Here is a 14,960-nt window from a genome sequence, read left to right as displayed (position 1 = left end):
GCTTGCCCGGACGCCTACGCGCCGCGGTGGAGCGCCGCGACCAGCGAGTTCAGGCGGGCGCTCTCGAAGACGTCCTCGACGCCCATGAGGCGGCCCGAGCCGTCGGCCAGCGGGACCTTCCAGTTCGGGTACTCCGTGTCCGTGCCGGGCTGGTTCTGCGCGCGCCGCTCGCCGACGGCGTCGGCGAGCGAGACCCCGACGAGCACCGCGGGCGTCGCGAGCACGAACCGGTGCAGCGCCTCGACGACCTCGCGCTCCGACGGGTCCGGCCCGACGAGGCCGCGGCGGTCGAGCGCGTCCAGCATCGCCGCCCGCTCCTGCCGGGCGGCGCGCCGCACGACGTGCACCGGCTCGGTGAGCAGCCCGAGCCGCTCGCGCAGCGCGACGTGCTCCTCGGCGAGGTAGCCCGCCGTCGGCGGCAGGTCGTGCGTCGTCACCGTCGCGAGCGCGAGCCGGCGGTACGACTCGGGCGGCAGCGGGGCGCCCGCGCCGTCCTTCTCGAACCAGAGCACCGAGGTGCCCAGGATGCCGCGGCCGCTGAGGTAGTCGCGCACCCACGGCTCGACCGTGCCGAGGTCCTCACCGATCACGAGCGCGCCCGCGCGGTGGGCCTCGAGGCACAGGATGCCGATGAGCGCCTCGTGGTCGTAGCGCACGTAGGCGCCCCGGTCGGCCTCGGCGCCCGCGGGCACCCACCACAGCCGGAACAGCCCGAGGATGTGGTCGATCCGCAGCGCGCCCGCGTGCCGCAGCACCGTCCGGAGCATGTCGCGGTAGGGCACGTACCCGGCGCGCGCGAGCGCGTCGGGCCGCCACGGCGGCTGGGACCAGTTCTGACCCTGCTGGTTGTACATGTCGGGGGGCGCGCCGACGCCGACGTCGGTCGCGAGCACGTCGCCGAGCGCCCACGCGTCGGCGCCCTGCGGGTGCACGCCGACCGCGAGGTCGTGCACGATCCCGATCGACATCCCCGCGTCGCGGGCCGCGCGCTGCGCGGCGGCGAGCTGGTCGTCGCACGCCCACTGCAGCCAGCAGTGCATCTCGATGCGGTCCGCGAGGTCCACGCGCGCCTGGCGCACGAACTCCGACGCCGGCTCGCGGGCCGCGGCCGGCCAGTCCTGCGCCGGGCCGTACTTCTCGGTCAGCGCCGACCAGAGGGCGAACGCCTCGAGGCCCTCGCCCTGATCGGCGCGGAACTCCTCGAACGCCGCCTGGCGCACGGCCGAGCGCGGGGCCTGGAACACGACCTCGAGCGCGCTGCGCTTCGCGGTCCACGCGGCGTCGCGGTCGATCGGGCCCCCGTCGGCGTCCAGCGCGCCCACCGACTCGGCGGCCCACTCGATGAGCGCGCGGTCCGCGGACGAGAGGTAGCCCGTCTCCCGGATGTCCTCGACGCGCAGGTAGAGCGGGTTGACGAACCGCCGCGTCGTCGGCAGGTACGGCGAGGGCGTCATCGGCGCGACGGGCTCGGCCGCGTGCAGCGGGTTGATCAGCAGGAAGTCCGCGCCGCAGCGGCGCGCGGACAGCCACGCGACGTCGGCGATGTCGGCGAGGTCGCCGACGCCCCACGACTGCTTCGACCGCACCGAGTACATCTGCGCCATGAAGCCCCAGGCGCGGCCCTCGCGCAGCGACGGCGGCAGCTCGAGCTTGTCGGGGACGACGACGACGTGGCAGCGGGCGGGCCCGCTCGGCCCGGCGGCGCGCAGCGTGTGCCAGCCGAGGGGAAGGTCCGCGGGGAGCTCGAACGTCGCTCGCCCAACGCGCCGGCCGTCGACGACGCGCGGCTCGGTGTAGACGTCGACCTGTGCGACGTCGCGGCGCCCGCCGCCCGCCTCGGGGTCGAGCTCGAGCCAGACCTCGACCGAGTCGCCGTCGTGCACGTGCACGGGCACCCGCGGCGACTCGCCGAGCCGGAGCACCACGACCGGCGGAACCGGCTGCCGCCACGGCGCGTCGTCGTGGTGGCGCAGGCTGACCTCGACCCGCTCGGGCGAGGACGCATCGACGCCGAGCGCCGCGAGCACCGCGATCAAGGTCCCGGGCGCCACCAGCTTGTGCGAGCCGTCGAAGCCCCAGAAGTCAGGTACGACCCCATAGGCCTGGGCGAGCAGCAACAGCTGCTCCGGTACGTCCTCGGTCGGTGCTGGCACCCCTGAATCCTGCCAGAGGCTCCCCGCGGCCAGCGCGCACCGCGCGGGACGGGGACCGCCCAGGAGTCCCGGCTACCCTGCTGGCCATGTTCGTCCCCACGCACGCCCTGTCCGTCCTGCGCTCGCGCGCGCTCAGCGCGACCGACCCGAGCTCCGGCCCGACCACGCCCGCGACGAGCCTGCAGGAGAACCTCGACTCGACGGCCCGCTGGTTCGACGCTCTCATCCAGCCCGCGTGGCAGATCGCGCTGATCCTCGTGATCGGCGCGATCGCGCTCGCGCTGCTGCGGCGGTTCATCTCGCGCACCGTGCGGCACCTCGTCGAGGGCGGCCCCGCGATGAGCCGCCGCGCCGGGAACGTGATCAGCCGGGGGCTGCGGCAGGACGGCGCCCAGCCCGACGCCAGCCCGCTCGCGGCCGCCCGCCGCGCGCAGCGGGCGCAGACGATGGGCTCGGCGCTCAGCTCGGCCGCGACCTTCCTCGTCGGGGCGCTGGTCATCGTCCTCATCCTCGGGATCCTGAACGTCGACGTCGGCCCGCTGCTCGCCTCCGCCGGCGTCGTCGGCGTGGCCCTCGGCTTCGGCGCGCAGACGCTGGTCAAGGACTTCCTCGCGGGCATCTCGATGCTCGCCGAGGACCAGTACGGCGTTGGCGACGTCGTCGACGTGGGCGAGGCCAGCGGCGTCGTCGAGCAGGTCGGGCTGCGCGTGACGCAGATCCGGTCGCTCAACGGGACGCTCTGGTACGTGCGCAACGGCGAGATCCTGCGGGTCGGCAACATGACGCAGGGCTGGTCCCGCGCCGTCGTCGAGGTCCGCGTGCTCGCCGACCAGGACGTGCCCCGCGTGCAGGAGCTGCTGCTGCAGGCCGCGGCCGAGGTCGCCGCCGACGCCGACCTGGGCCCGGCGCTCCTGGACGACGCCGAGGTCGCGGGCATCGAGGACCTCACCGCCGAGGGCGCGATGCTCCGGCTGCTGGTGAAGACGGCGCCGTCGCTGCAGTGGGACGTCGCGCGTGCGCTGCGCGCGCGGATCCGGCTGCTCCTGGCGGCCGAGGGCATCGACCTCGCGCTCGCGCGGCGGGAGGTCGTAGTCGAGCGCGACCGGCCGCCGCACGTCCTCGAGGCGCCGACCACCGCGAGCTCCGCGAGCACCGAGCCGCCCGAGCCGCCCGAGCCACCGACGACGGCGCTGACGACCCCGACGCCGAGCGGCTCCGACGGCTGACGGCTGACGCGCGCCGCCTGCGGCCAGCCAGCCAATGTGGGCGATCGGTCCCCACGGCCGCGGGTGTGGGCAATCGGTCCCCCGGGAGCGCCGCCAACCCGCAGTTGGACCACACTCGCCGGCAATGGAGCCGATTGCCCACAGTCGGGCGGGACTCTGGTCGTGCTGGACTCCGGTCGGGCGGACTCTGGTCGTGCTGGACTTGCGGCCGATGGGAGGTGGGTCGGGCGGGGCGACTGCCGCCTCCGGCGAGACCTAGCTCCTGGGACTCGGACGCGGCTGCGGCAGCTCGACCGCCGCAACTAGCGTCGTCAGGTCCGGCATCGTCTGCGCCGCGCCCGCCGCGACCAGGACGGCCGCCAGCTGGCTCGTGGTGATCCCGATCGCGTGCCCGACGCCGGCCGCGCGCGCCGAGGCGATGCCCGCCGGGGAGTCCTCGACCGCCACGAGGCCCGCGGGCGCGAGCGCCAGGCGCTCGGCGCCGCGGCGGAACGGCTCGGGGTCGGGCTTGCCCGCGGCGCAGTCCTCCGCCGTGACGAGCGGCACCGACCCCGGTGCGACCCCGAGCAGCTCGAGCGCGCCGGCGGCCCACGCGAGCGTCGCCGAGGTCACGACCACGACCGGCAGCCCCGTGCGCGTGCACGCCGCCAGCAGGCGCGCCGCGCCGGGAACGGGCGCGGGCCGCAGGCGTGACCGCCCGAGCACCTTGAGCACCTCGTCGGTCAGCTCGGCCGGGTCCAGGCCGGTCCACGGGCCCGGCAGCGCCGCGAACACCTCGGCCGCGCGCCGGCCCGAGAACTGGCGGATGACGTCGTCGCCGACGCGCCAGCCCCGGCCGGCGAAGAACGTCCGGTAGGCCTCCCGGTGCACCGGCTCGCTGTCGAGCAGCGTGCCGTCGAGGTCGAGCAGGAGCCCGGCGCCGCGCGGCGTGAGCCGCGCGGCGAGGCCCGCGACGTCGTCGGGGGTCAGGACCACACGAACAGGGGCTCGCCCGCGCGCACGGCGGCGCCCGGCGCGACGAGCCCGGAGACCGCCTCCGGCTTGCCCTGCAGGGCGACCACGGGGCAGATCGGCGAGCGGCCGCCCGCCTCGATGTCGGCTGGCGTCCAGCTCACGACGACGTCGCCGGCCGCGACCGTGTCGCCCTCGGCGGCGTGCAGCGTGAAGCCGACGCCCCCGAGCTGGACGGTGTCGAGCCCGAGGTGCACGAGCGCCCCGCGCCCGCCGTCGGCGAGGATGACGAACGCGTGCGGGTGCAGCTTGACGATCTTCCCAGCGACGGGCGCGACGACGTCGACGACGCCGTCGCGGCTCGGGTCGATCGCGAGGCCCGGGCCGACGATCTCGCCGGCGAACACCGGGTCAGGAACCTCGGCCATCGCCCGCACCGTGCCGGCGACGGGGGCCAGCACGGTGAGCGGCGACGCCATCAGCGCAGGTCTTCGATGTCCGACGCGAGGGTGTCAGCCTCGGGGCCGACGACGACCTGGACGACCTTGCCCGAGCGGACGACGCCGAACGCGCCGGTCGCCTTGAGGGCGGGCTCGTCGACGAGCGACGGGTCGTGCACCTCGACGCGCAGCCGCGTGATGCACGGCTCCAGGTCAAGGATGTTCTTGTCTCCGCCTAGTGCGGCGAGGATCTGCTCTGCCTTGCTCATCGCGTGTGCTCCTTCAGGACCGACGCCGGCCGGTGTGCCGCGCGTCAAGACTAGTCACATCAGTTCCTCGAGATCGGTCGCGAGGGTGTCCACGCTCGGACCCACCACGACCTGGACGACCCGCCCCGAGATCATCACCCCGTGCGCGCCCGCCGCCCGCAGCTGCGCCACGTCGACGAGCGACGGGTCGCGCACCTCCGACCGGAGCCGGGTGGTGCACGGCTCGATGTCGACGATGTTCCGCACGCCGCCGAGCGCCGCGAGGATGTTCGCGGCCTGGCTGATCACGCGTCCGCTGCCGTTCATCCCGTGGCCTCCGTCGAGCGTGGTGTGAGCGCGGGTCTCGGTGCCCGCAAGGGCACCCACAGAACGTACCGGTCGGCCCGGTAGGACGAGCGCGAGTACACGCAGGCGACCTCGCCCGCGAAGGTTCGCCGCGACAGGCGCAGCACGGCCTTGCCGGCCCGCAGGCCGAGCAGCTCCGCGTCCTGCGCGTCGACCTCGGTCGCCGCGACCGTGTCCTCGCCCCAGTCCGGCTCGAGGCCCCGGCGCCGCAGCTCCCCGTAGACGCTCGGCGGCGCGCCGTCGTCGAACAGCCCCGGGGCGAGGCCGCACGGCACCCAGGTCTGCTCGATCGCCATCGGCTCGCCGTCGGCGTAGCGCACCCGGTGCAGGTAGAACACCTGCTCACCCGGCAGCAGGTCGAGCGCGTCGGCGATGTCGGAGGACGCGGCGACCTGCTCGGCCGCGAGCACCTTCGACGACGGCTCCATCCCGCGCCGGCGCATCTCCTCGCCGAAGGACGCCAGCCGGACCTCGAGATCGAGCTTCGTCGGCGCGACGAACGTGCCGCGGCCCTGCTCGCGCGCGAGCAGGCCCTCGACGACGAGCGCGTCGACCGCCTGGCGCACCGTCATCCGGGACACGCCGAAGCGCTCGCACAGCAGCCGCTCGGACGGGATGGCGTCGCCGACCGCCAGCTCGTGCGTGACGAGCGAGCGCAGGTAGTCGCGGACGCGGACGTACTTCAGCACCGAGGGACGCACCGTTGCCCCACCCCTGCCTCTCACCCGCCATCGGGTTCCCGGGCCGGTCTTGACACCGGAAGCCTCATTCCATCATGGTTGGCACCAACTGGTCCAGACATCTAGTGCACCGAGTCGAATGAGTTGTTCGTCTCATCGTTCGTCTCACTGGACCAGCGAGCGCCGGTGCTCATCGGCGACCCTGCCCCGCACACACCTCGAGGAGTGCACTCGCCCATGACTGCCACCACCGCCCCCGTAGCCCGCGAGAAGCGGGTGATTCCCGGCATGGCCCAGCTGCAGCGCATCGGACGCTCACTGATGCTGCCGATCGCGTCCCTGCCCGCGGCCGCGCTCCTGCTCCGGCTCGGGCAAGACGACATGCTTGGTGTGACGGGTCTCGCCGGAGCGTGGGGTGACTGGCTGCTCCCCGTCGCCGCCACGCTCGGCGCCGCCGGGAACGCCCTGTTCGCCAACCTGCCGATGATCTTCGCCCTCGGTGTCGCGGTCGGCTACGCGCGCAAGTCCGACGGCTCGACCGGGCTCGCCGCCCTGATCGGGTACCTCGTTTTCAAGGGCGTGTCGGACGCCCTCTCCCCCTACGTGCTCGGCGAGGCCGCCGAGGGCGAGACCCAGCAGCTCATCAACTACGGCGTGCTCGGCGGGATCGTCATGGGCCTGATCGCCGCGCTGCTGTACCAGAAGTACTACCGGATCAAGCTGCCCGCCTACCTCGCCTTCTTCGGCGGCCGGCGCTTCGTCCCGATCGTCACGGCCGGCATGGCGATCGTCGTCGCCGTCATCGGCGCGCTGATCTACCCGGTCTTCGACTCCGGCCTCACCGCGGTCGCCGAGTTCGTCACCGGCTCGACCGTCCTCGGCGGGTTCGTGTACGGCACGGCCAACCGGCTGCTCGTGCCCATCGGGCTGCACCACCTGCTCAACTCCCTGCCGTGGTTCCAGTTCGGCGAGTACACCGACGCGACCGGCCAGGTCTGGCAGGGCGACATCGCCCGCTTCCTGCACGGCGACCCCACGGCCGGCACGTTCATGACCGGCTTCTTCCCGATCATGATGTTCGCGCTGCCCGCCGCGGCCCTCGCCTTCGTGCACACCGCCAAGCCCGAGAAGCGCAAGGTGATCGCGGGCATCATGGGCTCCGCCGCGCTCGTCTCGTTCGTCACCGGCGTGACCGAGCCGCTCGAGTTCTCGTTCCTGTACGTGGCCTATCCGCTGTACGTCATCCACGCCGTCCTCACCGGCACGTCGCTCGCGCTGGTCAACGCGCTGGACATCCACGCCGGGTTCGGCTTCTCGGCCGGCGCGATCGACTACCTGCTGAACTTCCGGATCGCTCAGCAGCCCGTCCTCCTCCTGCTGATCGGGCTCGGGTACGCAGTCGTGTACTACTTCCTGTTCCGATTCGTGATCACGAAGTGGAACCTGTGGACCCCGGGCCGCGAGCCGGACGGTGACATCACCGACAACCTCCTCGTCGACCAGCCGCCGGACGACGTCGACGCGCCAGCGTCGAAGCCCGCCGCCTCGACGGGCACCCCGGCCGGAACCGCCCCGGCCTAGCCGCACCGTCCGTCCGACGCTCGGGCGGGCCCGTCCCCACGGACGGGCCCGTTCGGGCGTTCTGCTGCGCCCACCCGAACGGGTGCGAGGATGGCGCGGTGGACCGCATCGCACGTGCCGACGCCCTGCCCTCCAACGACGCCCTGCCTGATCCCGCGTCGTTCTACGCGGCCGTCGGCGGGCACGAGACGTTCGTGCGGCTCGTGGACGCGTTCTACGCGGGGGTCGCGACCGACGAGCTGCTGCGCCCGATGTACCCCGACGCCGACCTCGGCCCCGCGAAGGTCCGGCTCACGCTCTTCCTCGAGCAGTACTGGGGCGGCCCGACGACGTACTCGGCCGAGCGGGGCCACCCGCGCCTGCGCCTGCGGCACGCGCCCTTCAAGGTCAACCCGCTCGCGCGCGACCACTGGCTCGCGCACATGCGCGTGGCCGTCGGCTCGCTCGGGCTCGCGCCGCTGCACCAGGCGCAGCTGTGGGACTATCTCGAGCGCGCCGCCCACTCGATGATCAACACGTTCGACGAGTGACCCCGCGAGCCCGGCGCCGGGTGGGCGCGACGTGAGGGACGCCACTGCGGCCGTGTCGGGCTGGCGTTCGGGCCCCGCGCGCGTGAGTCTGTGCGCATGACCGAACCCCTCCCCACGGACCCGATGGTCCGGCTGCTGGCCGCGCTCGAGCTGAGCAGCGACGGCGAGAACACCTTCAGCGGGCCGAGCCTGCACCGCCCCGGCGGGCGGGTCTTCGGCGGACAGGTGCTCGCGCAGGCGCTGCTCGCGGCCGGGCGGACGGTGCCCGACGGGCGGCTGCCGCACTCGCTGCACGGCTACTTCCTGCGGCCCGGCGACGTCGAGCACCCGATCACCTTCGCGGTCGAGCGGCTGCGGGACGGGCGCTCGTTCAGCGCGCGGCGCACCCACGCGATCCAGGGCGGCGAGCCGATCCTGTCGATGATCACGTCGTTCCAGCACGAGCAGGAGGGCATCGAGCACCAGGACCCGATGCCGGCCGCGCCGCGGCCCGAGGACCTCGACTCGACCCACGACGTGCTCGGGCCGATCGACCACCCGCTGGCCCGGTTCTGGGTCGCCCAGAGCGCCTTCGACCTGCGCCACGTGGACGCCTCGCTCTACCTCGGCCCGGCCGAGGACCCGACCGACCGCCAGATGATCTGGATGCGGGCGCGCGGCGTCGTCCCCGACGACCAGCTGCTGCACCGCGCGCTCCTCGCGTACGCGTGCGACGAGGTCGTGCTCGAGCCCGTGCTCCGCAAGCACGGCCTCAGCTTCGTGAGCCCCGGACTGTCGGTCGCGAGCCTCGACCACGCGATGTGGTGGCACCGCCCGGTTCGCGTCGACGAGTGGCTGCTCTACGTCCAGAGCTCCCCGAGCGCGCAGGGGGGCCGCGGCCTGTCGACGGCCAAGGTGTACTCCGAGTCGGGCGCGCTGGTCGCGAGCATCGCCCAGGAGGGCATGTTCCGCGTCCCGTGACCTGCGCGATGCCCGGGTGCGGGTTGCGCCGATAGGTCGGAGACTGAGGGCATGCCCATCGAACCCGTCCCCTCCGAGCTGCCCTCGAGCGGCGACGCCGACCGCGGCGCGCACCCGCAGGTGGTCACGCCCGACCTGGCCGCGTCGGCGGTGCCGCTGACCGTCGCCGTGACCGGCGTGACCGGCTACGTCGGCGGTCGCCTGGTGCCCGAGCTGATCGCCGCCGGGCACCGCGTCCGCGCGATCGCCCGCAATCCCGGCCGCCTGCGCGGACGCCCGTGGTTTGGCGACGTCGACGTCGTCCAGGCCGACGCGAGCGAGCTCGACACCATCCGCGGCGCGCTCGAGGGCGTCGACGTCGCGTACTACCTGATCCACTCGCTCGGCTCCGGCTCCCAGTTCGAGGCGCGCGACCGCGCGACCGCCCTGACCTTCGGCCGCGCCGCCCGCGAGGCCGGCGTGGGCCGGATCATCTACCTCGGCGGGCTGTTCCCGGAGGGCGAGGTGCTCTCGCCGCACCTGGAGTCCCGCCGCGAGGTCGGGGAGATCCTGCTGGCCTCCGGGGTTCCGACGACGGTGCTGCGGGCCGCGATCATCCTCGGCTCCGGCTCGGCCTCGTTCGAGATGATGCGCTACCTCACCGAACGCTTGCCCGCGATGACCGTGCCGAAGTGGGTGGACAACCGCATCCAGCCGATCGCGATCCGTGACGTGCTGCGCTACCTCGTCGGCTCGGCCGCGATGCCGCCGGAGGTGAGCCGGGGGTTCGACATCGGCGGGCCGGACGTGCTGACGTACCGCCAGATGATGCAGGGCTACGCGGCGGCGGCCGGGCTCCCCCGGCGGCTCATCGTCAAGGTCCCGGTGCTGACGCCGCGCCTGTCGAGCCTGTGGGTCGGGCTGGTGACCCCGGTCCCGTCCGGGCTCGCGCGGCCTCTGGTCGAGTCGCTGATCCACGAGGTCGTCTGCGACGAGCACGACATCGAGGCGTACGTGCCCGACCCGCCGGACGGGCTCGTCACCTTCGAGCGGGCCCTGCGGCTCGCGCTCGAGCGCATCCAGGACGCGGACGTCACGACGCGCTGGACGTCGGCGTCGTTCGCGGGCGCCCCGAGCGACCCGCTGCCGAGCGACCCGGACTGGGCGGGCGGCTCGTTGTTCGTCGACGAGCGCCGCACCGTCGTGCACGCGACGCCCGAGGCCCTGTGGGAGGTCCTCGAATCCGTCGGGGGCGAGCGCGGCTGGTACTCGTGGGCCCTGGCCTGGCGCGTGCGTGGGGTGCTGGACAAGCTCTCGGGCGGCCCGGGGCTGCGCCGGGGCCGCCGCGACCCGCGCGAGCTCCAGGTCGACGACGCGGTGGACTTCTGGCGCGTCGAGGAGGTCGACCGGGGCACGCTGCTGCGCCTGCGCGCCGAGATGCGGCTGCCCGGCCTCGCCTGGCTCGAGCTCCGGGTCGAGGACGACGGCGCGGGCGCCACCGTATTCGCCCAGCGCGCGCTCTTCCACCCGCACGGCCTCGCGGGCCAGCTCTACTGGCGGTCGATCGTGCCGTTCCACGGCGCGGTCTTCGGCGGCATGCAGCGCGGGATCGCGCTCGCCGCCGAGCAGCTCGCTAGCGGCCCACGGCCTGCGGGCTCGGGGCGGCCGGGCGCCGGCGGCGCAGCTGCACCATCGGCCCCAGGAACGGGGTCCACGACGCCCGCTCCGCTGGGGTGAGTCGCCGGGGCGACCCGGTCGCCTCGTCAGCCAGCACGAGCGTCGTGCACGCCCGCGCGTAGGGCGCCTCGGCCACCGGGGCCCCGGTGCCCGCGGCGACGCCGTCGACCGTGCCGTCGCCGCCGCCGTCGACGACCTGGTAGCAGACGTCGATGCTCGCCCCGCCGAGGTGGCCGATCCAGAGCTCGACGGTCACGGGCTCGCGGCGGTACTCGAGGGGCCGCAGGTACTCGATCTCCTGGCTCGCGACCAGGGTCGTCGTCGCGGCGCCCACCCCGGCGTCGATGACCGCGGTCGGCCAGCCGCCGTCGGCCGGGTTCGGGTGCGACCAGAACGCCGCGATCCGGGCCTCCTCGAGGATCCGGAACATCTGCACGTTGTTGATGTGGCCGTACGCGTCCATGTCGGACCAGCGCAGCTGCACCGGGATCCTGAGCCGAGTCATCTCGGGCGTGTCCTCTCGTCGTCGTGCTTGGTCATGCCGCCGCCATCCGCGCGCCCGCGCGGCACCGGTCCAGCGCGCCCATCTCCGCGTCGACCGGCCCGACCAGGAACTCGTCCGCGACCCGCGCCACCGCGGCCCGCAGCCTGACGCGGGCGCGCGCGGCGCGGCGCCGCGCGACGACTCCCCCGACCAGGCGCGCGCCGAGCGCGAGGAGGATGCCCGCGAGCGCGCCGCCGACGGCGAGGACGGTCGGGACCGGCAGCCCGGACCAGGTCGGCGTCGTCGCGTCGGGCAGGCCGAGGTATGCCGCCGCCGCGAGGGCCGTCAACCAGACCAGCCCGGCCGCGAGGGTCGCGAGCAGCACCCACTGGACCGCGCCGACGGCGCGCCACCAGCGCGGGTGCCGTTCGGCGTCCAGCGGCGTGCCGGCGACGGCCTGGTCGAGCGCGTCGGGCAGGTCCGCCGCCGCGGCGCGCTCGCGGGCCGCGAGCACCCACGCGTCGGGGGCGCCGGCGGTCGCCGCATCCGTGTACGCGCGGACGGCGATCGCGGCGCGGGCGCGGGCGGCCGGTCCGGGCGTGACCAGCGACGTCCGGGCGAGCTCGGGTCGCGCGGCCGGGCGGTCCAGGTGCAGGCGCCGCAGCGGGTCGGACCGCAGCCGCGTGAGCCAGCGGGTGGGCGGCCAGCCGGTCGCGGCCCGCGCCCGCCGCGCCGCCGAGACCCGCACGGCGTCGACGACGACGCCGACGCCGGCCGCCTCCTCGAGCGCCCCGACGAGCTCGTCGCGGGCCGCGCGGCGCGCCCGGGTGGGCATGCCGTCGCCGCACGCGTCCGCGAGCCGGGTGGCCTCGACCCGCAGGTCGGCCGTGAGCCGCGCGGTCGCGGCGGCCCGGCGCTGCGCCGCGTCGACGAGCAGCGCACGCAGCGCGTCGATCCCCTCCCCCGTGCGGGCGGAGACCGGCAGGACGCGCACGCGCCGGAGCCCGTCCTGCACCGCCAGGCGCCGCAGGTCCGCGACGCAGCGATCCCGCTCCGCCGGGGTCAGCCGGTCGACCTGGTTGAGCACGAGCACCACGACCGCGCCGTGCCCGGCCAGCGGTCGCAGGTACTGCTCGTGCAGCGCCGCGTCGGCGTACTTCTGCGGATCGGCCACCCACACGTACAGGTCGACGCGGTCGAGCAGCCGCTCCGCGCGCAGCCGGTGCTCCACGACCACGGAGTCGTGATCAGGCAGGTCGATCAGGACCAGGCCGGGCGGCACCGGTCCCGCGGTCTCGAGGTATCGGCGCTCGTCCACGCCGAGCCAGTCGAGCAGGGGCGCGGCGCCGGCCGAGCCCCAGACGGCCGCGACGGGGTGGCCGGTCGTGGGCCGGCGCACGCCGACCTCGGCGAGCTCCTCGCCCGCGAGGGCGTTCAGGAGCGAGGACTTGCCCGATCCGGTCGAGCCGGCGAGCGCGGCGACCGTGTGCTCGGGCGAGAGGTCGAGCCGCTCGCGGATGTGGCCGACGGCGTCGCGCGCCCGGTCCAGGTCCGCCGCGTCGAGGCGACCGGTGCCTGCGGCGATGGCCTCTTCCAGCGCCGTGACGCGGACGGCGAGGTCCGGACCGCGCGGGCTCATCGCTGCCCCGGACCGCTGCGCCGGCGGCGCCACCAGCCGCGCAGGCCACCGCCGTGGACGGCGTCCGTTCTGTCGGCGCCCGTTCTGTCGGCGCCCGTGCGGTCGGTGCCCGTGCGGTCCCGGTCCGCCCGGGCGCCGGTCGCACCCGCGCGCCGCAGGCCCGCGCCGCGCAGGCCGCTGCCGGCCGCCGAGCCGGGGGTGCCGCCCGCCGGCCGGGCCGTGGCGCCGGCCTGCTCCTGCTCCGCACGGCGCAGCGCCCCGGCGAGCTGCCCGGCGGCCAGCCGCAGCGCCGCCCCGCTCGCCTGCGCGGTGCCCAACGTGTCGAGCTCGACCAGGAAGCGCGCGGCCTGCCCGTCGAGCACCCCGCGCACGCGCTCGGCGAGCCGCACGGACGCGGCCCGGGCGAGCTGGCGCACGGCGTCGTCGCCGAAGACCGCCTCGAGGACGCGCTGGGCGAGCAGCGCGGACCCGCCGGCGACCCCGACCTCGGCGCCCGTCAGGCCGCCGGTCGCGGCAAAGATCATCACCATGAGCGCGGCGCCGAGGCCGTTGACCCCGAACGACAGCGCCCGGGCGGTCGCTCGCTTGCTCGCGCCCTCCTCGCTCACCAGCTCCAGCACGTCCGACTGCCAGCCGCGGATCTCCGCCGCCACCTGGGACCGCAGCTCTGCCGAGCTCCGCGCGAGCCCGATCCCGGCCAGCAGCGCGGCGCCCGCCGGATCGGCGCGCCACGCGGCGTGCGCGCGGTCGGCGGCGTCCTCGGCGGCGTCGAGCACCACGGCCTCGAGCCCGTGCCCGATGGCGTTGGCGAGCTCGGGGGCGGCCGCGGGCTTGCCCTGGACGGCCGCGACGAGCCGGTCCCGGGCCCGGCTGACCCGGGTCTGGATCCCGCGGAGCATCTCGCCCGTGCCGACGACGTCCTGCCAGCGCGCGAGCACCTCGCCGCGCAGCATCGTGCCGTCCGAGGTGGCGCGGAGCACGGCGTCGAGCGCGTCACCGTACGGGGTGGTGACCATCGTGCGCAGCCGGGCGTCCGCGTCGCGCTGCAGGTCGGCGGCGTCGGCCAGGCCGGCGGCCCGGACGAGCACGTCGGCGGTCGCGCCGTCGCGCGTGCGGGCGATCGCAGCCGCGCGGGCGCCCGCGTCGACGCCGAGCGCCGTCAGCCAGTCGGCGACCGGCGCGACGACGTCGGCCGGCAGCAGCCCGTCCTCGAGCGGCGTCTCGCCGATCATCAGGACCGGCGCGGCCGCGAGCCCGTGCTCGACGAGCATCTGCCGCAGGTGCGTGCCGATGGCCTCGCCGGCCCCGTGGTCGACGCGGTCGAGCACGATCGCGACCTCGGTGCGGCGCCGGGCCGCGGTCTCGAGCAGGTCCCACGGGACGGCGTCGGCGTACCGGGCGGCCGTCGTGACGAACAGCCACAGGTCGGCGGCGCCGAGCAACTGGGTCGCGAGGCGGCGGTTCTCCTCGACGACGGAGTCGATGTCGGGCGCGTCGAGGAGCGCCAGGCCGGGCGGCACGGCCACCGACCCCACGAGCCGCAGCTCACGGCCAGGCGAGTCGCCGGGCGCCGCGGGGGTGGCCACGCTCGCCGCGGAGGCGGTCACACCTGCTCCGGCCGCGGCCGCACCCGCCCCGGGGGTGGTGATCCGGGCGAGCCCGGGCAGCACGCGGTCGCCCCGGAACCAGCCGGCGTCGAGCGGGTGATGCACCAGGACGGGCGCGCGCGTCGTCGGCCGGAGCACGCCCGCGTCGCTCACCACCGCCCCGAGGAGGGAGTTGACGAGCGTCGACTTGCCCGCGCCCGTCGACCCACCGATGACGACGAGCAGCGGTGCGCCGACCGCCCGCACCCGCGGCAGCAGGTAGTCGTCGAGCTGGTCGAGCATGAGCACGCGGTCCGCGCGCGCCCGGGCGACGTCCGCCTGCTCGAGCGCGAGCCGGACCTCCGCCACGGCGCCGCGCAGGCTGACCAGCGCCGCGAGCAGCTCGGCGTCGGGTCGGGCCGGCTCCGGCTCGTGCGCGCGTGTCACGTCGAGCGCCGGC

14 protein-coding genes are annotated in these 14,960 nt (G+C 75.4%); 5 read left to right on the top strand and 9 right to left on the bottom strand.

What is annotated here, in order from left to right; genetic code table 11:
* Positions 1-14: 14 nt before the first annotated feature.
* Complete coding sequence (malQ, locus tag J4E96_RS05575) at positions 15-2,153, bottom strand: 4-alpha-glucanotransferase (RefSeq protein WP_227424784.1); 2,139 nt, start codon at positions 2,151-2,153, stop codon at positions 15-17.
* 86 nt (positions 2,154-2,239) lie between these two features.
* On the opposite strand from malQ, the gene J4E96_RS05570 reads away from it, so the two are divergent.
* Positions 2,240-3,379, top strand: coding sequence for a mechanosensitive ion channel family protein (locus tag J4E96_RS05570; protein WP_227424783.1), 1,140 nt, complete (start codon positions 2,240-2,242; stop codon positions 3,377-3,379).
* Positions 3,380-3,634: 255 nt separating this feature from the next.
* Here J4E96_RS05570 and J4E96_RS05565 read toward each other — a convergent pair whose 3' ends face one another.
* The 5 genes from J4E96_RS05565 to J4E96_RS05545 are packed head-to-tail and all read right to left on the bottom strand — an operon-like array spanning position 3,635 to position 6,073.
* Positions 3,635-4,354, bottom strand: coding sequence for an HAD family hydrolase (locus tag J4E96_RS05565; RefSeq protein ID WP_227424782.1), 720 nt, complete (start codon positions 4,352-4,354; stop codon positions 3,635-3,637).
* Positions 4,345-4,809: a PTS sugar transporter subunit IIA gene (locus J4E96_RS05560; protein WP_227424781.1), complete on the bottom strand. Its 465-nt coding sequence runs from the start codon at positions 4,807-4,809 to the stop codon at positions 4,345-4,347. The genes J4E96_RS05565 and J4E96_RS05560 overlap by 10 nt, the downstream gene beginning before the upstream one ends.
* Positions 4,809-5,039, bottom strand: a complete 231-nt coding sequence (locus tag J4E96_RS05555) for a PTS transporter subunit EIIB (protein ID WP_227424780.1) — start codon at positions 5,037-5,039, stop codon at positions 4,809-4,811. The genes J4E96_RS05560 and J4E96_RS05555 overlap by 1 nt, the downstream gene beginning before the upstream one ends.
* Before the next feature lie 54 nt (positions 5,040-5,093).
* A complete protein-coding gene (locus J4E96_RS05550; RefSeq protein WP_227424779.1) occupies positions 5,094-5,345 on the bottom strand; it encodes a glucose PTS transporter subunit EIIB in 252 nt (83 codons plus the stop codon).
* A complete protein-coding gene (locus J4E96_RS05545) occupies positions 5,342-6,073 on the bottom strand; it encodes a GntR family transcriptional regulator (RefSeq protein ID WP_227424778.1) in 732 nt (243 codons plus the stop codon). The genes J4E96_RS05550 and J4E96_RS05545 overlap by 4 nt, the downstream gene beginning before the upstream one ends.
* Positions 6,074-6,301: 228 nt before the next feature.
* Between J4E96_RS05545 and J4E96_RS05540 the strand changes: the two genes are divergently transcribed.
* The 4 genes from J4E96_RS05540 to J4E96_RS05525 all read left to right on the top strand — a co-directional run bounded on the left by J4E96_RS05540 (position 6,302) and on the right by J4E96_RS05525 (position 10,851).
* The gene (locus tag J4E96_RS05540; protein ID WP_227424777.1) at positions 6,302-7,645 is read left to right on the top strand and encodes a PTS transporter subunit EIIC; all 1,344 of its coding nucleotides are present in this window, start codon (positions 6,302-6,304) and stop codon (positions 7,643-7,645) included.
* A gap of 98 nt (positions 7,646-7,743) precedes the next feature.
* The gene (locus tag J4E96_RS05535) at positions 7,744-8,175 is read left to right on the top strand and encodes a globin (RefSeq protein ID WP_319637746.1); all 432 of its coding nucleotides are present in this window, start codon (positions 7,744-7,746) and stop codon (positions 8,173-8,175) included.
* A 96-nt stretch (positions 8,176-8,271) separates the two neighbouring features.
* Positions 8,272-9,135, top strand: a complete 864-nt coding sequence (locus tag J4E96_RS05530) for an acyl-CoA thioesterase (RefSeq protein ID WP_227424776.1) — start codon at positions 8,272-8,274, stop codon at positions 9,133-9,135.
* Between the two features lie 51 nt (positions 9,136-9,186).
* Entirely contained in the window at positions 9,187-10,851 is a 1,665-nt protein-coding gene (locus J4E96_RS05525; protein WP_227424775.1) for an SDR family oxidoreductase, read from the top strand.
* On the opposite strand, the gene J4E96_RS05520 is transcribed toward J4E96_RS05525, so the two are convergent.
* From J4E96_RS05520 to J4E96_RS05510, 3 genes are read right to left on the bottom strand one after another with little or no spacing between them, the layout of a single operon-like run.
* Positions 10,748-11,296 (bottom strand): acyl-CoA thioesterase, encoded by a 549-nt coding sequence (locus J4E96_RS05520; RefSeq protein ID WP_227424774.1) that lies wholly within the window; start codon positions 11,294-11,296, stop codon positions 10,748-10,750. The genes J4E96_RS05525 and J4E96_RS05520 overlap by 104 nt on opposite strands.
* 31 nt (positions 11,297-11,327) lie before the next feature.
* On the bottom strand, positions 11,328-12,914 hold the full coding sequence (locus J4E96_RS05515) for a GTPase (protein ID WP_227424773.1): 1,587 nt from the start codon (positions 12,912-12,914) through the stop codon (positions 11,328-11,330).
* Entirely contained in the window at positions 12,911-14,947 is a 2,037-nt protein-coding gene (locus J4E96_RS05510) for a GTPase domain-containing protein (RefSeq protein ID WP_227424772.1), read from the bottom strand. The genes J4E96_RS05515 and J4E96_RS05510 overlap by 4 nt, the downstream gene beginning before the upstream one ends.
* Positions 14,948-14,960 lie beyond the last annotated feature (13 nt).

It is taken from the genome of Pengzhenrongella sicca (assembly GCF_017569225.1).
GTDB classification, from domain to species: domain Bacteria; phylum Actinomycetota; class Actinomycetes; order Actinomycetales; family Cellulomonadaceae; genus Pengzhenrongella; species Pengzhenrongella sicca.
Note: the sequence above shows the minus strand (reverse complement) of the source record. Positions and strands in the feature narration are given on the sequence as shown.